The organism is Pseudomonas sp. R84, assembly GCF_009834515.1.
GTDB lineage: Bacteria > Pseudomonadota > Gammaproteobacteria > Pseudomonadales > Pseudomonadaceae > Aquipseudomonas.
Genome location: NZ_CP019426.1, coordinates 4,707,474 through 4,729,700, shown reverse-complemented (window position 1 = coordinate 4,729,700; position 22,227 = coordinate 4,707,474). Strand labels below are relative to the sequence as shown.

At 59.3% G+C, this 22,227-nt stretch carries 15 protein-coding genes; 11 read left to right on the top strand and 4 right to left on the bottom strand.

Annotated elements, in window-relative coordinates; all coding sequences use genetic code 11:
* The first annotated feature begins 80 nt into the window (after positions 1-80).
* Positions 81-4,904 carry an NEL-type E3 ubiquitin ligase domain-containing protein gene (locus tag PspR84_RS20820; RefSeq protein ID WP_160058974.1) on the top strand — a complete coding sequence of 1,608 codons (4,824 nt, stop codon included), beginning with the start codon at positions 81-83 and terminating at the stop codon, positions 4,902-4,904.
* A gap of 4 nt (positions 4,905-4,908) precedes the next feature.
* On the opposite strand, the gene mnmC is transcribed toward PspR84_RS20820, so the two are convergent.
* Complete coding sequence (gene mnmC / locus PspR84_RS20815; RefSeq protein WP_160058973.1) at positions 4,909-6,888, bottom strand: bifunctional tRNA (5-methylaminomethyl-2-thiouridine)(34)-methyltransferase MnmD/FAD-dependent 5-carboxymethylaminomethyl-2-thiouridine(34) oxidoreductase MnmC; 1,980 nt, start codon at positions 6,886-6,888, stop codon at positions 4,909-4,911.
* 172 nt (positions 6,889-7,060) lie between these two features.
* On the opposite strand from mnmC, the gene pap reads away from it, so the two are divergent.
* Both pap and PspR84_RS20805 read left to right on the top strand, forming a co-directional pair.
* Positions 7,061-8,575 carry a polyphosphate:AMP phosphotransferase gene (pap, locus tag PspR84_RS20810; protein WP_160058972.1) on the top strand — a complete coding sequence of 505 codons (1,515 nt, stop codon included), beginning with the start codon at positions 7,061-7,063 and terminating at the stop codon, positions 8,573-8,575.
* A gap of 102 nt (positions 8,576-8,677) precedes the next feature.
* Complete coding sequence (locus PspR84_RS20805) at positions 8,678-9,862, top strand: thiolase family protein (RefSeq protein WP_160058971.1); 1,185 nt, start codon at positions 8,678-8,680, stop codon at positions 9,860-9,862.
* Positions 9,863-9,997: 135 nt separating this feature from the next.
* On the opposite strand, the gene PspR84_RS20800 is transcribed toward PspR84_RS20805, so the two are convergent.
* The gene (locus tag PspR84_RS20800; protein WP_160058970.1) at positions 9,998-10,192 is read right to left on the bottom strand and encodes a DUF6316 family protein; all 195 of its coding nucleotides are present in this window, start codon (positions 10,190-10,192) and stop codon (positions 9,998-10,000) included.
* Positions 10,193-10,402: 210 nt separating this feature from the next.
* On the opposite strand from PspR84_RS20800, the gene PspR84_RS20795 reads away from it, so the two are divergent.
* A complete protein-coding gene (locus PspR84_RS20795) occupies positions 10,403-11,362 on the top strand; it encodes a DMT family transporter (protein WP_160058969.1) in 960 nt (319 codons plus the stop codon).
* 95 nt (positions 11,363-11,457) lie between these two features.
* Here PspR84_RS20795 and PspR84_RS20790 read toward each other — a convergent pair whose 3' ends face one another.
* Positions 11,458-12,861 (bottom strand): class II fumarate hydratase, encoded by a 1,404-nt coding sequence (locus tag PspR84_RS20790; RefSeq protein WP_160058968.1) that lies wholly within the window; start codon positions 12,859-12,861, stop codon positions 11,458-11,460.
* 193 nt (positions 12,862-13,054) lie between these two features.
* Here PspR84_RS20790 and PspR84_RS20785 point away from each other — a divergent pair, with 193 nt between their 5' ends.
* The 7 genes from PspR84_RS20785 to PspR84_RS20755 all read left to right on the top strand — a co-directional run bounded on the left by PspR84_RS20785 (position 13,055) and on the right by PspR84_RS20755 (position 20,958).
* Entirely contained in the window at positions 13,055-13,576 is a 522-nt protein-coding gene (locus PspR84_RS20785) for a DUF2059 domain-containing protein (protein ID WP_016986973.1), read from the top strand.
* 12 nt (positions 13,577-13,588) lie between these two features.
* Positions 13,589-13,894 (top strand): BolA family protein, encoded by a 306-nt coding sequence (locus PspR84_RS20780; RefSeq protein ID WP_160058967.1) that lies wholly within the window; start codon positions 13,589-13,591, stop codon positions 13,892-13,894.
* Positions 13,895-14,057: 163 nt separating this feature from the next.
* Positions 14,058-14,999 (top strand): rhodanese-related sulfurtransferase, encoded by a 942-nt coding sequence (locus tag PspR84_RS20775; protein WP_160058966.1) that lies wholly within the window; start codon positions 14,058-14,060, stop codon positions 14,997-14,999.
* Positions 15,000-15,034: 35 nt separating this feature from the next.
* Positions 15,035-15,637: a DsbA family protein gene (locus tag PspR84_RS20770; protein WP_174244519.1), complete on the top strand. Its 603-nt coding sequence runs from the start codon at positions 15,035-15,037 to the stop codon at positions 15,635-15,637.
* Entirely contained in the window at positions 15,630-17,456 is a 1,827-nt protein-coding gene (locus tag PspR84_RS20765) for an ABC transporter ATP-binding protein (RefSeq protein ID WP_160058964.1), read from the top strand. The genes PspR84_RS20770 and PspR84_RS20765 overlap by 8 nt, the downstream gene beginning before the upstream one ends.
* Positions 17,457-17,657: 201 nt before the next feature.
* On the top strand, positions 17,658-20,117 hold the full coding sequence (locus tag PspR84_RS20760) for an EAL domain-containing protein (protein ID WP_160058963.1): 2,460 nt from the start codon (positions 17,658-17,660) through the stop codon (positions 20,115-20,117).
* Positions 20,118-20,163: 46 nt separating this feature from the next.
* Complete coding sequence (locus PspR84_RS20755) at positions 20,164-20,958, top strand: iron-containing redox enzyme family protein (RefSeq protein ID WP_160058962.1); 795 nt, start codon at positions 20,164-20,166, stop codon at positions 20,956-20,958.
* A gap of 135 nt (positions 20,959-21,093) precedes the next feature.
* Here the strand turns inward: PspR84_RS20755 and PspR84_RS20750 are convergent, their stop codons facing one another.
* Entirely contained in the window at positions 21,094-22,020 is a 927-nt protein-coding gene (locus tag PspR84_RS20750; protein ID WP_077574025.1) for a GGDEF domain-containing protein, read from the bottom strand.
* Positions 22,021-22,227: the final 207 nt, after the last annotated feature.

The window sequence follows — 22,227 nt, the reverse complement described above, 5'->3', positions numbered from 1 at the left end:
TTGTCAGAACTTCGAGCTGTTGGTTATTGCTTGAAAGCGCTAAGGTTGATGTTCTAACCCGCAATAAAGGACTATTGCCAATGTCAGCCGAAGCAAAAAAAGAACAGCTATTGCAAAACACGATTTTGAGCGCGTTGCTGGACGCCACAGGGGATCTGGACAGCGCCGAAGCCTTGCAGAAAATCCTGCCGGCGCATTGGCTGAAAGCGACCCCGGCGACGTTATCTGCCCTTGATCAGACCGTCCGTGATCTGCACTCGGTTCAGCTTGTCGTGCAGAAGGATCTGGATGCGCTGAAACCCTTGCAGGCGTTCTGCATTGACGAACTGAGCAGTGCCTTGAAAAGCAAATGGTCGCTGACCTTTGATGTTGAAAAAGATCTGTTGAGCCTGCCCGGCGTCGACTGCGGGTGCCCGGCCACATCGACCGACAAGGATGGTATCCAGACGATCCCGCACGCGACGCAGACGCTGCTGCAAGCGGCCATGCAGAACTTCAGCGAAGATGAGGCGACAGACTCGTTTCCCGAGGGCAGTCTGGTGCGGATAAGCAGTGCGCCGGCGGGTGTGGAGGGGCTGACTCCAGTTGCCTTCGCCAGGTTTTGCCGGGAGCTGGATCTGGGCAAGCGCTATCAGGCGCATTTTCAGCAGGTCTTTGGTCTGCGCAGCAGCGACGACAAGGTGATCGCCACGCGTTCGATGACTCGCGATATCGCGAAAATGAAAAGGTTGTTACTGCAACTGGACATGCACCTGGCGGTACTGAAAAACCACCTCACACCGGCAGGCCTGCAAATGCTGCAGACACTGATTGATGCTGACGGCGTGGTGTCAGCGAAAACGCTGTACTACAACAAGCGCCCGCTGATCATGCAAGGCATCGAGATCCTCGATAGCTGTGTCTGGGGCGTCGTGGTGTTTTCCGCCCGTTCCGTGGAGCTGTATCCGGATGAATGGTGCCTGGTGTACATGGCCGCAGAGCCAGAACGTCCGCTGTACGAATACTCCAGTTTCAATGCATTCAAGCAATACCTCACCCGGCAGTTGAAAGAGAAACGCTACAAGGATTATTTCGCCAACAGCATCGACGAGGATGACAAGGCGGATTTCTTCAAGACGTTCGCCGAGACCGCCGAGTTGGGGCACATCAAACAACTGCCGATCAGCGTGCCGCTCTTTGAATTCATGGTGCAAAGCCATGTCGGCAAGCTGCAACTGGATGCGCGCAAGCTGGCGGTACCGACCGAGGATATCGATGAGGATGTGCGCCAGAAACGCTTGCTGGATATGCTCCAGTTGGGGGTGAGTGTGGTTTCGGTAGCCGGTCTGGTCGTGCCGGTGCTCGGGCAATTGATGATGGGCGTTGCCGTCGGGCAGTTACTGGGCGAGGTCTACGAAGGTGTCGAGGACTGGCGCCGTGGCGATCACCAGCAAGCGCTTTCACACTTGCTCAGTGTGGTGGAGAACATCGCGCTGATGGCTGCGTTTGCCGGCGGGCAAAAAGTGCTCGGCACGCTCGGCCGCAAACTGGTGAAGTCACACCCCGATTTTTTCGGGCAATTCACCACCATTCTCAATCGGTCCGGCAAGCCACGGCTGTGGAAACCCGACATGGTCAGTTATGAGCATCAGCTTCCTTGGGGGGTGACCATGGCCGATAACTCGGAGGAGTTCTATCAGGTTGGCGCCAAGACCCTCGGTCGCGTCGACCATCGGATCTTCGCCGTTACCTACGATTCAGCATCTGAGGGCTGGCGCCTCGAACATCCGCAGCGCCCGCAGGCTTATGCGCCGCCGTTGGAGCGGCATGTCGAGGGTGGCTGGCGACTGGCGACCGACCATGCCGAGCAGTGGAACAGTGCCGCCTACACCCTCAAACGCATCGATCCGAATCTGAGTGAGTTCAGCGACACCGATCTGGATATGATCCGCCGGCTCAGTGGCACCTCGCACGAGCAGTTGCTGCGGATCTTCAATGACAATCTGCCGCTGCCGGGGCGGTTGCGCGATGCCGTGGAGCGTGTGCGCATCGAGCGCCAGTTGCGGCAACTGATCCGCGAGCTGGAGCACGGCGAAATCCATTCCGGCCAGCCAGTGGAGGCGCAGTTGCAGGGCTTGCCGAAGTTACCCGGCTGGCCGAACGACCGCTATCTTGAAGTCACCGATGCCGAGGGCGAAATCAAGGCGACCTATCCACTGACCCCAGTGCACGACGATTCGGCTTGTGTGTTGGTGACGGACGATCAATTGGCCAGCGGTCGATTGCTGCAAACGGTCATCGATGGCTTGTATCGCTCCGAAGTCGAAGCCTTGCTGGGGGAAAAGGTCGCCAGCAGCGCTGAAGCGCAACAGTTGGCAAAGACCCTGGGGGCGGCGCTGAAGGCTGATCGTCGCGCTGTGTTCGAGCGCCTGTACGAAGATTATGACCAGAGCGACGCCGACCACCTCAGGCCATTGCGCAGTGAGTTTTCCGAGGTTCCCAGCCGTGAGGCGCAAGCACTGATCGACCGGGCGTCCAGTGTCGAGCGTGTGCATCTGCACAGCGCCGGACGGATGCACCTGGGGCTGGCGCAGCGGGTGCGGGCGGCCAATAGCGAGGTACGCCTTGATCGCGCGCTGACAGGCTTTGATTTACCGGAGATCGCCAATGCCGATACCGAAAAACTGGCGATTCAACTGTTGCCACACTTGAGTGGCTGGGACGCGGAACTGCGTCTGGTGCTGCGAGACCGCACCCTCAAAGGACCGATTCTCGAAAGCATCGGTCCAGAAGCTGCGACGTCTTTGAAAACCTGCACGCTGGTCAAATCGGCGGCTGGGTATGAAGCATTGGGCGGCGACGGCAAATCCCTCGGCAAGATTGCCGCCGGGCCGGATGCTTTGTATGGCGCACTGCTCAAAGCGCTGCCGCCGCGTCAGCGAATGGCCATGGGTTTCCCCGATCCTGTAGCGGCGGACAGTGCGCGATTACGTCGTGTGCTGCTCAACAGTGGACTGGATGGGCGTGAGCCAGGCAAACGGATCCTGATCAGCGGCAAGGCTGAGCCGCTCGACTATGAACACGCTTGTCTTCAAGCCGATCCTTCATCCACGACGAATCATCCGCGCGCCTTGTTGCGCAAGGTCAGAAGGCTTTACCCGAGTTTGACCGAAACCCAGGCGATTCAATTGATCGACACCTTCGGCGATGATCCGCTGAGTCGAGCGGTTCGAGTGAAAGCGCTAAGGCAGGACCTGAAAAAACTGCGAGCCACGTTGAAAACCTGGAGTGAGGACAACGCCGCCATGACAGCAGCCGGGGGCGATCTGCGAGAACTGCGGCACAGTCGCAAGGCGGTGGCCGAGATGATCGAGGACAGCTTTCGCCGGCTGTTTTGGGCGAAGGACGAAAGCGGCCAGTCCGTCTGTGTGCTGAATCTGGACGGCATGCGCGTGGCCAGGTTGCCGACGTTGCCACCGGGGCTGAGCTTCGATCACATTCAGCAGTTGTCGCTCAAGAACATGGCGCAGGATGACGATGTCGCGTATTTCCTCAAGGCGTTCAAGCAGATCGAATCACTTGAACTCGACGAAAACAAACTGACACGGCTCCCGGAGATGTTGTCGCACATGCCCGGACTCACACGGTTGAATCTGGCAAACAATCAGATCCGGCTGACCGAACAGACGCTGGCGAAGCTCAGCCAGTTGCGCACGCTGCAGCATCTGAATTTGAACGATAACTTGCTGGGCGCAACGCCGGATGTGAGCCGTATGTTTGATTTGCGGCGTTTGTTGCTGCGTGAAACCGGTCTTACCGAAATGCCCAAGGGCCTGGAGCGTCTACCGTCGCTGGATTGGGTGGATTTGCGCAGTAATCAGATCAAAGACCTGCCGGGCTGGCTGTTCAAGACGCCGAGACGCTTTAGTCAGGCGCTCAACCTGCGCGCCAATCCTCTGTCCGAAACCAGTAAGGCCTTTCTGGAAACTTACCGAGGCAACGTCGGTGTCGGCATGGGCTATCTGGAAAACGACATTGCCCGGCTCGACGAGCAACAGGCACGCCTGCTTTGGTTCAACGATGGTGTCGGCCATGACTGGCCTCGGCGTAACAGGGTCTGGACGGCTTTCAAAGAGGACTCGCGAGCCGAGGGCTTGTTTCACTTGCTCTCGGAACTGGGCAGTACGGCCGATTCGCAACGCGTGCGCAGTGAGATGCAACGGCGGGTCTGGGCTGTGCTGGAGGCGGCCGAAGCGGATGCGCCGTTGTGTGATCAGGTACTGAGCCTGGCCGCCAACCCGATCAACTGCACGGACAGCGCGGCAATGAACTTCAGTTATCTGGAAGTCGCCGTGGAAGTCGATCGGGTGACCAGCCTGGCCGGTGGCCGGATCACTACGGCCAAACCGCTGCTGAAACTGGGACGTGGCCTGTTCCGGCTGGATCAACTGGACCGGATTGCTCAGGAACACGCCGCCAGGGTGCCGACTGCCGACCCGCTGGAGGTGAACCTGGCCTATCGCGTGGGACTGGCCGATACGCTGGATTTGCCGGGCCAGCCACGGAACATGCGCTTTGCCATGCTGGCGGGAGTGACCGCTGAGGATCTGGAATTGGCGACGAACAAGGTGAAAACGGCTGAATTGTCTTCCGAGTGGTTGAAGTTCTTGCGGCGCCAGCCGTTCTGGAGTGATTACCTCAAGCGCACGTTTGGCCGACAGTTTGCGGGCATTGATGGCACGTTCTCGCCAAAACTCGATGCCGTGTTCGAACAGGCCGATGCGCTCAGTTCTGCGGACTACCTGAGCACAATGGAAGCGGTGAGACTTGAACGGGAGACGGCCGAAAACGCTCTGCTGACGCGTCTGACCGACGATGCCATCCGCCTGGAGAATCTGGGCATCTGTGCGATGTCCCTGGACTGAAGATCTACTTGCCGCGAATCAACCGACGTAGTGCGAAACGGTTGGGGTGGCAGGCTTCGGCCACGCTTCTGGGCAGCGGCAACGGTTCGTTGTCCAGCCACGCGGCGAGCAGCTCACCGGACAGTGGCGCGGTGATCAGGCCCCGCGAACCGTGGCCACTGTTGACGTACAGACCGTCGAGCCACGGGCAGACGATGTCCGGCACTTGCCGGGCATCCTTGCTCAGGACGGCATAGGCCTCGAGGAAGGCATCGCGATCGGTGAGGGGGCCGACAATCGGCAAATAGTCCGGGCTGGTGCAGCGGAAAGCCGCGCGGCCCTGAAGGTTTTCGACTGCCTGTTCGCGGATGTTCAGGCGCTCGACGAGGTCGCTGGAGATCTCTTCGAGCATCAGCAGATTGCCTTGGTGTTCGGCGGTGGTCGGCGTCAGGTCATCGCTGTTGAAATCGAAACTGGCACCGAGGGTGTGCTCGCCCAATCGGGCCGGGGCGACATAGCCTTCGGCACAGACCACGGTGGCCAGCGTCTGACTGCCGGCGGTTTCGGCGAGACGAGTGATTTGCCCGCGAATGCGCTTGAGTGGCAACTCGGCACTTTGCGCGAAGCGTTTGATTTCGGCCGCACCGGCCAGCACCACGACCGCTGCGCTGGCAATCAAACGGTCGCCGTCGAAGGCTTGCCATTGATCGTCAACCTTGTGCAGTTCCAGTACTTCACGGTGGCTGAGCAATTCGATGTTCGGTTGCGCCACTTGTGCCTGACACAGCGCCGGCGGATGCACCCAGCCACCTTCGGGATAGTACAAACCGCCATGGCTAACGCCGACCCCGGCGCGGGCTTGCGCCTCGGGCTGATCCAGCCATTGCAAAAGATCTTCGGGAAAGGCCTCAGCCAGTTGCGCGTGGCGCTCGGCTTCCTTGGCATTGAACGCCAGTTGCAGCACACCACAATCGTCCCAATCGGTGCCGCGTTGCAGGGTTTCCAGCAGACGGCGGGTGTAACCGAAACCGCTGACGATCAGTTGCGACAGCGCCGTGCCGTGGGCAGACAACTTCAGGTACAGCACACCTTGTGGATTGCCGGAAGCTTCTTGCGCCACGGCTTCATGGCGTTCCAGCAACGAGACCTGCCAGCCGCGTGCGGCCAGACTGGACGCCGTGGCACATCCCGCCAGACCGGCGCCGATCACCAGCGCACGACGCTCACCGACAATCGGGGCAGGGCGCGCGAACCACGGCTTTTGCGCAGCAGGCGGCGACACCTGCGCTGGCCAGCCGAGAAATTCGCCCCGGAGGATTTCCCACTTGTGGCCGATGCCCGGCGTGCGCTTCATTTTGAACCCGGCGGCATTCAGCAAACGCCGTACCCAACCGGTGCTGGTGAAGGTGCTGATAGTCGAGCCGGGCGCGGCCAGCCGTGCCAGTTCGACAAACAGTTCGGCGGTCCACATGTCAGGGTTTTTCGCCGGGGCGAAACCGTCGAGAAACCATGCGTCGATCTGCGCGTCGAGCTGCGGCAGCAGCTCCAGTGCATCGCCGATCAACAGCGTCAGCGTCACGCGGCCGTTGGCCAACGTGATGCGCTGAAAACCCTGATGGATTGCCACGTAGTGCGCCAGCAACTGATCGGCCAACGGCTTGAGTTCCGGCCACAAGGCCAAGGCCCGTTGCAGATCGGCCGGGCTCAGCGGGTATTTTTCGACGCTGACAAAATGCAGCCGCGCACCGGCCACTGCATGCTGCTCGAACAGCTGCCAGGCACAGAGAAAATTCAGCCCGGTGCCAAAGCCGGTTTCACCAATAACCAACCGACCGCTTGCCGGCAACGCCGCAAAGCGCTCGGCCAGACGGTTTTGTTCGAGGAACACATAACGGGTTTCATCCAGACCTGATTGGTCGGAAAAATACACGTCATCGAACACCCGCGAACGCGGGCGTCCCTGGTCATCCCAGTCGAGTTGGGCGTGGGGCAATACAGGTTTCATGGCAGGCTCGGCAACGACAAGGCGGCCATTCTAGCCGATCGCGCAGGGGCTGCTTGATCCATGGCAAGGCTTGCGGTCACTGACTCGCGGACAATCCGTCGCTCGCGGGAATTTCTGCGCCGTTGCTATGCCCAATCCGCTAGTCTTGCTGAATCCTGGAAGGAGCCGTCCCATGTTTGAATCCGCTGAAATCGGTCACGCCATCGACAAAGACACCTTTGATGCGGCCGTCCCGGCATTGCGTGAAGCCTTGCTCGAAGCGCAGTTCGAGTTGCAGCAGCAGAAGCGTTTCCCGGTGATCATCTTGATCAACGGTATTGAAGGTGCGGGCAAGGGCGAGACGGTCAAGTTGCTCAACGAGTGGATGGACCCGCGCCTGATCGAAGTGCGCACCTTCGATCAGCAGACTGATGAAGAGTTGTCGCGGCCTCCGGCGTGGCGCTACTGGCGGATGCTCCCGGCCAAGGGGCGCATGGGTATTTTCTTCGGCAATTGGTATAGCCAGATGCTGCAGGGGCGGGTGCATGGCTTGTTCAAGGATCCGCGTCTGGATCAGGCAATCGCCGGCGCCGAGCGTCTGGAAAAGATGCTCTGTGATGAAGGCGCGCTGATCTTCAAGTTCTGGTTTCACCTGTCCAAGAAACAGATGAAGGCCCGGCTCAAAGCACTGGCCGATGACCCGTTGCACAGCTGGCGCATCAGCCCGCTCGACTGGCAGCAATCGGAAACCTACGACAAGTTCGTCAAATACGGCGAGCGCGTGCTGCGCCGTACCAGCCGTGATTACGCGCCGTGGCACGTGATCGAAGGCGCTGACGCCAACTACCGTAGCCTGGCGGTCGGCAAGATTCTCCTCGAAGGTTTGCAAAATGCGCTGAAGCGTGCGGACGTGCATCCGCACGATGTCAGCGCCGCGCCGTTGGGTACACCGGTCGATCAGTTGAACCTGCTCGACAGTCTCGACCTTACCCAGCGCCTTGAGAAGAAAGACTACGAAGAACAACTGATCACCGAGCAGGCGCGCCTGTCCGGGCTGATGCGCGACAAACGCATGCGCCGCCACGCGTTGGTGGCGGTGTTCGAAGGCAACGACGCGGCGGGCAAGGGCGGGGCGATCCGCCGGGTGGCGGCGGCGCTCGATCCACGTCAATACAACATCGTGCCGATTGCCGCGCCGACTGAAGAGGAGCGTGCGCAGCCATACTTGTGGCGTTTCTGGCGGCACATTCCGGCGCGCGGCAAGTTCACCGTGTTCGACCGCTCCTGGTACGGGCGCGTGCTGGTCGAACGCGTCGAAGGCTTCTGCACGCCGGCCGACTGGTTGCGCGCCTATGGCGAGATCAACGATTTTGAAGAGCAACTGGCCGACGCAGGAGTCATCGTGGTCAAGTTCTGGCTGGCCATCGACAAGGACACGCAGATGGAGCGTTTCCAGGAACGCGAAGAGATCCCGTTCAAGCGCTTCAAGATCACCGAGGACGACTGGCGCAACCGCGACAAGTGGGATGAATACCGTGCCGCCGTCGGCGATATGGTCGATCGCACCAGCTCCGAGATCGCGCCGTGGACCTTGGTTGAAGCCAATGACAAGCGCTGGGCACGGGTCAAAGTGCTGCGTACGATCAACCGTGCCCTGGAAGAGGCTTTCGAGAAATCCGACAAGCACGCGAAGAAGCACAAGGACTGAGCCGATAGACGCGCATACGCGGGGTGAATGATTGTCGCGGTGGTTGATGCGGTGGACTTATGCTCGGTCCACTCTCAACTGACCAGAACAATGAGGTATGCCATGCGTGAAGTGGTGATCGTCGACAGTGTGCGGACTGGCCTGGCCAAATCCTTTCGCGGTAAGTTCAACCAGACCCGTCCCGATGACATGGCGGCTCATTGCGTCAACGCGCTGCTTGAGCGCAACGACATCGACCCGGCCAGCGTCGAGGATTGCATCGTCGGCGCCGGCTCCAACGAAGGCGCGCAGGGTTACAACATCGGCCGCAACGTCGCGGTGCTCTCGCGTCTGGGCACCGGCACCGCCGGCATGACCCTCAACCGTTTTTGTTCCTCAGGCTTGCAGGCGATCGCGATTGCCGCCAACCAGATTGCCTCGGGTTGCAGCGACATCATTGTCGCCGGCGGCGTCGAGTCGATCAGCCTGACGATGAAAAGCGTCAACAACGATCACCTGATCAACCCTGTGCTCAAGCAGCAGTCGCCGGGTATTTATTACACGATGGGCCAGACTGCCGAAGTGGTCGCGCGACGTTATGGCGTGAGCCGTGAAGCGCAGGATCGTTACTCCCTGCAAAGTCAGATTCGCACTGCGGCGGCGCAGGCCGCCGGGCTGTTCAACGATGAAATCGTGCCGATGGTGGTCAAGTATCGTGTCGAGGACAAGAACACCGGTGAAGTGCAGATTCTTGATGGCGTGGTGGATCGCGACGATTGCAACCGCCCGGACACCACTTACGAAAGCCTCGCTGGACTAAAACCGGTATTCGCCGAGGACGGTTCGGTGACGGCGGGCAACTCGTCTCAGCTGTCCGACGGTGCCTCGATGACACTGGTGATGAGCTTGGAAAAAGCCTTGCAACTGGGCCTCAAGCCGAAAGCGTTTTTCCGTGGTTTCACCGTGGCCGGTTGTGAACCGGACGAGATGGGCATTGGTCCAGTGTTCTCGGTGCCGAAACTGCTCAAGGCCAAGGGTTTGCAAGTGGCGGATATCGACTTGTGGGAGTTGAACGAGGCGTTTGCTTCGCAGTGCCTGTACAGCAGGGATCGGCTGGAGATCGACAACGACAAGTACAACGTCAACGGCGGCTCGATTTCCATTGGCCACCCGTTTGGCATGACCGGATCGCGGCAGGTCGGGCATCTGGTGCGCGAGTTGCAGCGGCGTAATCTGCGTTATGGGATTGTCACGATGTGCGTGGGCGGGGGGATGGGCGCTACCGGGTTGTTTGAGGCGGTTCGCTAAGCACTGACCTGTTTGGTGTCTGATCTACCGCTTTCGCGAGCAGGCTCGCTCCCACATGGGTTAAGGGTGTACATAGTTTTCATGTTCACCCCAATCCTGTGGGAGCGAGCCTGCTCGCGAAGGGATCGACCGGGTTTACCGGTTGTTATCCTGTAGCTGCATCCGCGCGATATAAGCCTTTATTTCCTGCTCAGCCTTCTCGGTATTCTCAAACGGCCCTTCAAGGGTATTTTCCCGAGTGCTGAAAAACAGTTCGCCATTGATCCGGCACACCCGGTCGCTGCGAAAGTGCATTTCGGGGGCGCTGTCGCGGGCGCGCATTCCTAACATGATCGGTCTCCTTGGCTGATGTGCTGGAAGGGATCCAATGAGCTTATGCCTGAAGCACTTGACGCGCCCGTCCAGCCGATCAACGGCGGCACGCCAATTTAATGCTGCGACCTGCACAGTTTTATTCGCGTCCTGGCCTTAACTGTCCCTGTGACCCGTCTGATCGCGCGCCTAGAATGGGCGCACTTGTCAGCAGGCTTTGAGGTTCGCATGCACATTTCATCCGGTCGCTGGGTCTACGGTCTGTTCCTGGCGCTGCTGACCGCGTTTCTGTGGGGCATTCTGCCGATCAAACTCAAACAAGTCTTGCTGGTGATGGACCCGGTGACGGTGACCTGGTTTCGTCTGTTGGTTTCCGGTGGTTGTCTGTTCATCTATCTGGCGGCAGTGAAGCGCCTGCCCAGCCGTAAAGTGCTCGGGCCCAAGGGTGGCTGGCTGGTGCTGATGGCGGTGCTCGGGCTGGTCGGCAACTATGTGTTGTACCTGATGGGTCTCAATCTGCTCAGCCCCGGCACCGCACAACTGGTGGTGCAGATGGGCCCGATCATGTTGCTGATCGCCAGTCTGTTTGTGTTCAAGGAACGCTTCAGTATCGGTCAGGGCATTGGTCTGGCGGTGCTATTGATCGGTTTTGTGTTGTTCTTCAATCAGCGCCTGGCCGAGCTGCTGACCTCGCTGTCGGATTACACCGCAGGGGTTTTGCTGGTGCTTTTGGCGTCGACGGTGTGGACCTTCTATGCGCTGGGCCAGAAGCAATTGCTGACGGTGTGGAATTCGCTGCAGGTGATGATGGTGATCTATCTGTTCTGTGCACTGTTGCTGACGCCGTGGGTGCATCCGCTCGAAGCGTTGAATCTGAGTCCGCTGCAGGGTTGGCTGCTGTTGGCATGCTGCATGAACACGCTGATTGCCTACGGCGCGTTCGCTGAGGCGCTGGCGCACTGGGAGGCGTCGCGGGTCAGTGCGACGTTGGCGATTACGCCGTTGGTAACGTTTGGTGCCGTGGCGATTGCGGCCGGGATCTGGCCCGAATATGTGCGTGCCGAGCAGATCAATGCGCTGGGCTATGGCGGGGCGGTGCTGGTGGTACTGGGGTCGGCACTGGTGGCGTTGGGGCCTTCGTTGATTGCCGGGTTGAAGGCGCGGCGGATGAAGATGGCAGCAGGCTAACCGCGTCAGGGCCATCGCGAGCAGGCTCACTCCTACATTTGGAACGCATTCCCCCTGTAGGAGTGAGCCTGCTCGCGATGACTTATTAAGAAACGCTACAAAACTAAGCCCTTGGCGCCAGCCTCGATCATATTCTCCGGCCGCACCCAGGCATCAAACTCTTCATCGGTCAGATACCCCAGCGCCAACGCCGCCTCACGCAAGGTCAGTCCTTCGCTATAGGCCTTCTTGGCAATCTCCGCAGACTTGTCATAGCCGATGTGCGGGTTCAACGCGGTCACGAGCATCAGCCCACGTTCCAGATGTCTGGCCATGACCTCGGCATCCGGCTCCAGCCCGGCGATGCAGTGCTGCTGGAAGTTGCTACAGCCATCGGCGAGCAGGCGGATTGATTGCAGCAGGTTGTGGATGATCACCGGTTTGAACACGTTCAACTGCAAGTGACCCTGACTGGCGGCAATGCCGATGGTCACGTCATTGCCCAGTACCTGACAGGCGAGCATCGACAGCGCTTCGCACTGGGTCGGGTTGACCTTGCCCGGCATGATCGAACTGCCCGGCTCATTCGCCGGCAGGCGCACTTCGGCAAAACCTGCGCGTGGCCCGGAGCCGAGCAGACGCAGGTCGTTGGCGATTTTCATCAGCGCCACGGCGAGGGTTTTCAGCGCGCCCGACAGGCTGGTCAGCGGTTCGTGGCCGGCGAGGGCGGCGAACTTGTTCGGCGCGGTGACGAAGGGCAGGCCGGACAGCGCCGCCAGTTCTGCGGCAATCGCCTCGCCAAAACCGTGTGGCGAATTCAGCCCGGTACCGACCGCGGTGCCGCCCTGAGCCAGTTCACACACCGCCGGCAGCGCGGCGCGGATTGCGCGCTCGGCGTAATCCAGCTGCGCGATGAAACCCGACAGCTCCTGACCGAAGGTGATCGGCGTCGCGTCCATCATGTGCGTGCGCCCGGTCTTCACCAGTTTCATGTGCCGCGCCGCCAGTTCGGCGAGGCCGCCGGACAGCTCGGCAATTGCCGGCAGCAGTTGTTCCTGCACCGCTTGCGCAGTGGCGATGCTCATCGCGGTAGGGAAACAGTCGTTGGAGCTTTGCGAGCGGTTGACGTGATCGTTCGGGTGCACCGGCGTCTTGCCGCCGCGCGGGTTGCCGGCCAGTTCGTTGGCGCGACCGGCAATCACCTCGTTGACGTTCATGTTGCTCTGGGTGCCGCTGCCGGTCTGCCACACCACCAGTGGAAACTGGTCGTCGTGCTGGCCGTCGAGGACTTCGTCGGCGGCCTGCTCAATCAGGCGGGCGATGTCGGCGGGCAGGTCGCCGTTGCGGTCGTTGACCCGGGCGGCGGCTTTCTTGATCAGGGCCAGGGCGTGCAGGACCGGCAGCGGCATGCGTTCCTGACCAATGGCGAAGTTGATCAGCGAGCGTTGCGTCTGAGCACCCCAGTAAGCGTCGTCCGGGACTTCGATCTGGCCCAGACTGTCGGTTTCGATACGGCTCATCGTGCACACTCCTGTTGGTTCGTTTGCGCAGTTTAGGCCCGGTCGGACCCAGGTGGTTCCCTCGATCCGATTGTTGACCGGTAAAACCCGGCCAATCAAGCGCGGCAAGGCTCGGGGGTTGAGCGACGAGGTTTTTTAGGCGCAGAATGGTCGCCCTTGGGGTTTTACCTCGCCTAGCTGAAAAGGAAACTCGATGACTCGTCTTCGTGCCATCTGCACCGCGGTTGCACTGGTTTGCGCCAGCGGCCAGGTGCTTGCCGATACCGCCAGCCACAACGCCAGTGCTGAAGCTTTCCTGACCCTGGCGCACGCTGACAAGCTGGGCACTCCGGTGTACATGCAAGTGCAGCAAATGTTCGCTCAGCGTTTCGAACAGACCAAAGCCCCGGAAGCCAAGAAAGCCGTGCTGGAAACCTACCAGGCCAAGGCCAACGCCGCTCTGGACCAGGCCATTGGCTGGAACAAGCTCAAGCCTGACATGGTCAAGCTCTATACCACTAACTTCAGCGAATCCGAGCTGAAAGACCTGGTCGCGTTCTACCAGTCGCCACTGGGCAAGAAAGTCCTGGAAAAAATGCCGCAGCTGACCCAGCAATCGGCCCAGATGACCCAAGCCAAACTGGAAAGCGCCGTGCCAGTCGTCAACAAGTTGCTCGACGACATGACCAAAGAGCTGGACCCGAAAGGCGCTGCTGCGCCGGCCAAGAAGAAGTAAGCGGAGTTCGTGATGACCATGCAACAACGCATCGAATCGACGCTGGGCCTGCTTCAGCCTGAGCACCTGCAAGTGCTGGATGAAAGCCACATGCACAGTCGCGGGTTACAGACGCACTTCAAGGCAGTGGTGGTCAGCGCGCAGTTCGACGGCCTGAACCGGGTCAAGCGTCACCAGAAAGTCTACGGCACGCTCGGCGAGTTGATGGGCGAATTCCATGCGTTGGCGCTGCACACCTACACCCCGCAGGAATGGGCAGAGACTGGCGCCGCCCCGGCGTCGCCAACCTGTGCCGGAGGACGGCAGCCGCAAGCTTGAAGCGGCAAGCTGCAAGTTAAAGGCGAGTGTTCTTGGCTTGTCGCTTGAAGCTCGCCGCTTGAAGCTGCTTTTTTGCTAGAATCCGCAACGCGCCGCTCACCCGGCGCGTTTTTTTTTGAATCCGGTTCACCCTTTGCGAGGGTAGCCACCTGGAGAAATACCCATGACACAACCGATTGTCGTGGCGGCACTGTATAAGTTCGTCACCCTCGAAGATTACGTCAACCTGCGCGAGCCTCTGCTGCAAGCGATGGTCGACAACCAGATCAAAGGCACCCTGCTGATCGCCGAAGAAGGCATCAACGGCACGGTGTCCGGCAGCCGCGAAGGCATCGATGGCCTGCTCGCCTGGCTGAAGAACGACCCACGCATGATCGACATCGATCACAAAGAGTCGTACTGCGACGAGCAGCCGTTCTATCGCACCAAAGTCAAACTGAAGAAAGAGATCGTCACCCTCGGTGTCGAAGGCGTCGACCCGAACAAAAAAGTCGGCACTTACGTTGATCCGCAAGACTGGAACGCGTTGATCAGCGACCCGGAAGTGCTGTTGATCGACACGCGCAACGATTACGAAGTATCGATCGGCACCTTCGAAGGCGCCATCGATCCGAAAACCACCAGTTTTCGCGAATTTCCCGACTACATCAAAGAACACTTCAACCCGGCCGTGCACAAAAAGGTCGCGATGTTCTGCACCGGTGGCATTCGCTGCGAGAAAGCCTCGAGCTACATGCTCGGCGAAGGCTATGAAGAGGTTTACCACCTCAAGGGTGGCATCCTGAAGTACCTTGAAGAGGTGCCGCAGGAAGAGACCAAGTGGCAGGGCGACTGCTTTGTGTTCGACAACCGCGTGACCGTGCGTCACGACCTCAGCGAAGGCGACTACGATCAATGTCATGCCTGCCGCACACCGGTCAGTGTTGAAGATCGCGCCTCCGAGCATTACGTCGCTGGCATCAGTTGCCCGCATTGCTGGGACAAGCTCAGCGAGAAAACCCGCCGCAGCGCGATCGATCGGCAGAAGCAGATCGAACTGGCCAAGGCGCGCAACATGCCGCACCCGATCGGCTACAACTACAAGCAAGCATCCACCGAGGCTTAACCATGTCTGCGCGCCTGCTCTATGTGATGGATCCGATGTGTTCGTGGTGCTGGGGATTTGCTCCGGTGGCCAAGGCATTGGTCGAGCAGGCGCAAGCAGCCGGGGTCGAGTTGCATCTGGTGGTCGGCGGTTTGCGCACCGGCAGCGGTTCGGCGCTGGAGCCGACCACGCGTCGCTACATTCTTGAGCATTGGCAAGCGGTCACCGAGGCCACCGGCCAGCCGTTCAAGTTTGACGGCGCGTTGCCCGACGGTTTTGTCTACGACACCGAGCCGGCCTGCCGCGCAATCGTCACCGCGCGCAGTCTGGCGCCGGACTGCGCGTGGACACTGGTCGGTCTGATCCAGCAGGCGTTTTACGCAGAAGGTCGCGATGTCACCCAGGCCAGTGTGCTGGTGGAATTGGCAGAGCAGGCCGGCGTGCCGCGTATCGAATTCGCTGCGTTGTTTGATCATGCCGATCAACACAAAGCGACTCAGGCCGATTTCAGTTGGGTACAGGATCTCGGTATCGCCGGTTTCCCGACCCTGCTGGCCGAGCGCAACGGTCAACTGGCGCTGCTGACCAACGGCTATCAACCGCTCAGTGAACTGTCGCCGTTACTGGGTCGATGGCTGGAGCGTGCGGCCTGTGTCTGATTCGGCCGATGACACGCCAGCCGTAAAGCGTGTCGACCGGCTGAGCTGGGCAGAAGTCCGGCGACTGGCACTCACTCACAAAAAATCCCTGTGGATCGCCAACGGTGTGGCTGTGCTGGCGACGTTGTGCAGCGTGCCGATCCCATTGCTGTTGCCATTGCTGGTGGACGAAGTCCTGCTCGGCCACGGCGACGCGGCACTGAAAGTGATGAACCATGTGCTGCCGACGATGTGGCAGCAGGCGGCGGGTTACATCGGTCTGATGCTGTTGGTCACCCTGACGTTGCGATGTGGCTCACTGAGCTTCGGCGTTTTGCAGTCACGGCTGTTCGCACGGCTGGCCAAAGACATCGTCTATCGCATTCGCGTGCGTCTGATCGAACGCCTCAAGCGTATTTCCCTCGGCGAATACGAAAGCCTGGGTAGCGGTACGGTGACCACGCACCTGGTCACGGACCTCGATACCCTCGACAAATTCGTTGGCGAAACCCTCAGCCGCTTTCTGGTGGCGATGCTCACACTGGTCGGCACCGCCAGCATCCTGATGTGGATGCACTGGAAGCTGGCGCTGCTGATTCTGCTGTTCAACCCGCTGGTGATCTACGCCACGGTGCAGTTGGGCAAACGCGTCAAACACCTGAAGAAACTCGAGAACGACAGTACCTCGCGCTTCACTCAGGCGTTGAGCGAAACCCTTGATGCGATTCAGGAAATCCGTGCTGGCAACCGTCAGGGTTTCTTCCTCGGGCGACTCGGCCTGCGTGCGCAGGAGGTGCGTAATTACGCGGTCAACTCGCAGTGGAAAACCGACGCCTCCAACCGCGCCAGTGGTCTGCTGTTTCAGTTCGGTATCGACATTTTTCGTGCGGCGGCGATGCTCACGGTGTTGTTCTCCGATCTGTCGATAGGCCAGATGCTCGCGGTGTTCAGCTACCTGTGGTTCATGATCGGCCCGGTCGAACAACTGCTCAATCTGCAATACGCCTATTACGCGGCGGGCGGGGCGCTGGCGCGGATCAACGAACTGCTGGCACGTGCCGATGAGCCGCAATATTCCGGCAGTGTCGATCCGTTCAAGGGGCGTGACACCGTCGGCATTCAGGTGCAAGGCCTGAGCTTCGGCTACGGTGATGAACTGGTGCTGGATCAACTGAATCTGTCGATTGCTCCCGGTGAAAAAGTCGCGATTGTTGGCGCCAGTGGCGGTGGCAAAAGTACCTTGGTGCAATTGCTCCTCGGGCTGTACACGCCGCTGGCCGGCACCATCCGTTTCGGCGGTTCGACCCAGCAGGAGATCGGCCTCGACACGGTTCGCGAAAACGTCGCGGTGGTGCTGCAACACCCGGCGCTGTTCAACGATACCGTGCGCGCCAACCTGACCATGGGCCGCACTCGCAGTGATGAAGCGTGCTGGCAGGCACTGGAAATCGCTCAGCTCGAAGCGACCATCCGTGCTTTGCCCAATGGCCTGGACAGTATTGTCGGCCGTTCCGGCGTGCGCTTGTCGGGCGGGCAACGCCAACGCCTGGCCATCGCCCGGATGATCCTCGCCGAGCCGAAAGTCGTCATCCTCGACGAAGCCACTTCGGCCCTCGACGCCGCCACCGAGTACAACCTGCATCAGGCCATGGCGCGCTTCCTCAATGGCCGCACCACACTGATCATTGCTCATCGACTGTCGGCGGTGAAACAGGCTGATCGCGTGCTGGTGTTCGATGGCGGTCAGGTCGCTGAGGACGGCGATCACCAGCAGCTGATCGCCGATGGCGGTCTGTATGCCAAGCTCTATGGTCACCTGCAGCAGATCCAGCGCCCTTGAGTTTCGTTCCGGTTTCTGTGCTTAGTGCTTGAATTGCATTGAGTAAATTCAACCGGAACGCTCAAGCAGACCAGCCATGTGCACAATCGACCTAGAGGACGGCATAGCTGTCCCTTTGACTTGTCGAAAATTAGCCTAGGCTGAGCTGTCAGGAGCAGGATTTTCCGGTGTTCATCTGGCAGTGCTTGCGCAAGGGATCTCATGAAGCAAAAGCGGACTCTCGGAACGCCACGGTTGTTGGGCATCGTGTGGCCATTTATTGCCGTCGTGTTATTTCAAGCGTTATTGGGCGGCGTGAGTCTTTACGTGCTCTCGGCCGTTCGCGGTTACGTCGCCGGTGAAAGCCTCTGGTCCAAGGGTCAGAAAGACGCGATCTACTACCTCAATCTGTATGCCGATAGCCGCGACGAGGCCATTTTGCTCAAATACCGCAACGCGATTGCCGTGCCGCAAGGCGGGCATCAGTTGCGTCTGGCGCTGGATCATCAACCGCCGGATCTGGCCGCTGCGCGCGAAGGTATTCTCAAGGGCGGCAACCACCCGGACGACGTCTCCAGCCTGATCTGGCTATACCTCAACTTCCGCCATTTCAGTTATCTGGAAACCGCCATCGATCGCTGGACCGTCGGTGACGCCTATCTGGTCGAGCTGGATGACGTGGCGCAGGAGATGCACCGCAGCATTTCAGATAACACCGCCAGCAGCGCTGATATCCAGCGCTGGAAGGCACGGATTTTCGCCATCAATGACGGCGTCACCCCAGCAGCGAAGGCTTTCAGCGATGCCTTGGGCGAAGGCTCGCGAATGATCATGCGTCTGCTGCTGTTCACCAACCTGGCCACGGCGCTGGGGTTGATCGTTCTGGCCTTGTGGCGCACACACAAACTGCTCAAGCAGCGTCACGCCTTTGCCGAGGCGCTGCAACTGGAGAAAGATCGGGCGCACGTCACGCTGCATTCGATCGGTGATGGCGTCATCACCACCGATGTCAGCGGCGCCATCGATTACATGAACCCAGCTGCCGAAGCCATGACCCACTGGAAAGCCGAGCAGGCGGCCGGGCTGCCGCTGGCAGCGCTATTCAATTTGCTCGACGACAATGCCCAGGCCGAAGGCCTGACGCTGATCGAGCACATTCTCAGTGGCCAGCTCAGTGGCGGCAGCGAGCATTCGAAACTGATCCAGCGCCTGGATGGCACGACGTTGTCGGTGACGCTGGTCGGCGCACCGATCCGCAATGCCGGCAAGGTCAGCGGTACGGTGCTGGTGCTGCACGACATGACTCAGGAGCGGCAATACATCGCCAATCTGTCGTGGCAGGCCACCCATGATGCGCTGACCGGACTGGCCAACCGCCGCGAGTTCGAATATCGCCTGGAGCAGGCACTGCACAACCTCACGCGCCATTCCGGTCGGCATGCGCTGATGTTCCTCGATCTCGATCAATTCAAACTGGTCAACGACACCTGTGGTCACGCCGCCGGTGATGAGTTGTTGCGGCACATTTGCACGCTGCTGCAATCAGGGTTGCGCGAGGGGGACACGCTGGCACGACTCGGGGGTGATGAGTTCGGAATTTTGCTGGAGAACTGCGCACCGGACGCGGCGGAGAAGATTGCCGAGGCGCTGCGCCAGACTGTGCAGAATCTGCATTTTGTCTGGAAGGGGCGGCCGTTCCTGACCACTGTGAGCATTGGTCTGGTGCATATCGCACAAACCCCGACGACCCTCGAAGCCTCACTGCGTGCGGCCGATATGGCCTGTTACATGGCCAAGGAGAAAGGCCGCAACCGTGTGCAGGTCTATCACGCCGACGATTCCGAGCTGTCGCTGCGCTTTGGCGAAATGGCCTGGGTACAGCGTCTGCACATGGCGCTGGAGGAAAACCGTTTTTGTCTGTACGCCCAGGAAATCGCCCCGCTCAAACCGGGCGACAACAAGGGTGGGCACATCGAGATTCTGCTGCGTCTGCATGATGAAGCCGGACGGATGATCCTGCCGGACAGTTTCATTCCCGCTGCCGAGCGCTATGGTTTGATGAGTCAACTGGATCGTTGGGTAGTTCAGAACGTATTCAAGGTTATTGCTCAATGTATTGCGCAAGAACATCAAGAGCCATTAGCAATGTGTGCGATTAATCTGTCAGGCATTACTATAGGAGATGACGCGTTTTTGCACTTTCTGCGCGAGCAGTTTGTTAACTATGCAATACCGCCTGAAATGATTTGTTTTGAAATTACAGAAACCAGTGCAATTGCAAATCTGGGCAGCGCAATAAGATTTATTAATGAACTCAAAGGGTTAGGTTGCTACTTTTCGTTAGATGACTTTTGTGCCGGAATGTCTTCGTTCGCTTATCTGAAACATTTGCCTGTAGACTTCCTGAAGATCGACGGGAGTTTCGTAAAGGATATGCTGGACGACCCGATTAACCGCGCAATGGTCGAAGTGATCAATCACATCGGGCATGTCATGGGTAAGCAGACAATTGCCGAGTTTGTTGAAACAACCCAGATCGAGCAGGCGTTGCTTGAGATTGGTGTGGATTACGCTCAGGGTTATGTTATAGAACGCCCACAGTTGTTTACCTGTGACAGTTTGCAAAGTCGGCCCGCCAGGCCGCAACCGCTGTTATTCAAAGCGCCTGGCACGTTCCGTTGAAGTCTCTCGCCGATCCTTACAATCACAAATCAAAAGGAGCCGAACAGTGATCGACACATTCAACCGAACCGGACCACTCATGGAAGCTGCAAGTTATCCAGAATGGGCACAACAGCTCATTGAGGATTGCAGCGAGAGCAAGCGCCGGGTTGTCGAACATGAACTTTACCTGCGCATGCGTGATAACAAACTCAGCGCCAGAACCATGCGTCAGTACCTGATCGGGGGCTGGCCGGTGGTTGAGCAGTTTGCGTTGTACATGGCGCAGAACCTCACCAAAACCAGATTTGCCCGTCACCCGGGCGAAGACATGGCGCGGCGCTGGCTGATGCGCAATATCCGCGTTGAACTCAATCACGCCGATTACTGGGTGCATTGGAGTCGTGCCCATGGCGTCAGTCTGGAAGACCTTCAGGCCCAGCAAGTGCCGCCGGAACTGCATGCCTTGAGTCATTGGTGCTGGCACACCAGTTCAGCCGACTCACTGATTGTGGCCATCGCCGCTACCAACTATGCCATCGAAGGCGCGACCGGGGAGTGGTCGGCGCTGGTCTGCTCCACCGGCGTGTACGCCGCAGCGTTTCCCGAAGAGGATCGCAAGCGCGCGATGAAGTGGTTGAAGATGCATGCCCAGTACGACGATGCTCACCCTTGGGAAGCGCTGGAAATCATCTGCACCCTGGCCGGGATGAACCCGAGCAAGGCATTGCAAACCGAACTGCGTCAGGCTGTGTGCAAGAGCTACGACTACATGTATCTGTTTCTGGAGCGTTGTATGCAGCTTGAGACGTCGGAACGCTTGTTGGTCAACCGAGAGCGCAGGGCCGTAGTCGAGAGCTGATTTCGGCTTATCGCAAAACCAATGTGGGAGCGAGCCTGCTCGCGAAAGCGGTCCGTCAGTCAACTCATGGTTGAATGTCAGATTGCATTCGCGAGCAGGCTCGCTCCCACACTGTTTTGTGTTGGTTGGAAAGCCTTAGCCCGCCATCGCCAACCGGTTGCGACCTTCACGCTTGGCCACATACAACGCACTGTCAGCGCGGCGCAGCAAGCTGTCGGCCGATTCGCCCGGCAACAACGTCGAACATCCCAGGCTCACAGTCAATTCGATCAACTGCCCATCCGCATAGTATTCCGCTGCCTGCGTCGCATAACGCAGACGTTCGCCGACCATTGCCGCCGCATCCCGGCTGGTATTGGACAGCAGCACCAAAAACTCTTCACCACCGTAACGAAACACCATGTCGACGTTGCGCAGTTGCGCCTTGATGGTCGCGGCGATGGCTTTTAGTACGTCATCGCCGGCGCTGTGACCATGGCTGTCGTTGACCCGTTTGAAGTGATCGATGTCGAGCATCAGCACCGAGAGCGGCTGCACATGCCGACGCGACATGTCGATCTCGCGCTGCAAGGTCTGCTCCATGGCGATACGGTTGCCGGCGCCGGTCAACGGATCACGCAGGGCGCTCTGTGTGGCGGCGCGGTAGAGCAAAGCATTGCGCATCGGGTACAGCAGCGACGACAACAGCGATTCAAGGTTGCCCTGGTCCTGTTCGTTGAAGCGCTGATTGCGGCGGAATATCAGTTCACCCATGTGCTCGCCTTCGTGACTGAGGCTATAGCTGATCGAATGGTGGCCGCGGGTGCCGAACTCCAGGCGCAAATCGCTGCCCTGGTGCACGTAACTGAGCGCGTCCAGCGGCACAAGGCGCTGAACTTCGCGGAAAAACAGACCGAGGATGCGTTGCGGCTCAAGGCTGGTCTGCAGTTGCAGGCTCATTTGCTGGCGCAATTGCGCCAGGCTGGCCGGTCGCTCCAGAAGGGGAGGCAGTTGACCAAAGCCCAGGCGTTGCAATTTGGCACTGTCAAAGTCAATTGCATTGGTCTGGGAGGGTGATTTCATATGGCGTGAACCCTTAGCGGTAAGTCCGTCTTACAGGCTGGGTGAGAGCGGCTATGGGCTGCGCGTCATACTGATCCATCAGTCCCGTAGGACGTTTGGCGTAAGTCTAGTCTGCCGGATGACGATTAGTCAGCTATCGAAATCGGCTTCGCCCCATTGCCTTCACGCGGCTTGCTTTGAGGGAAATTAGAGCGAAAGTCGTGCCAT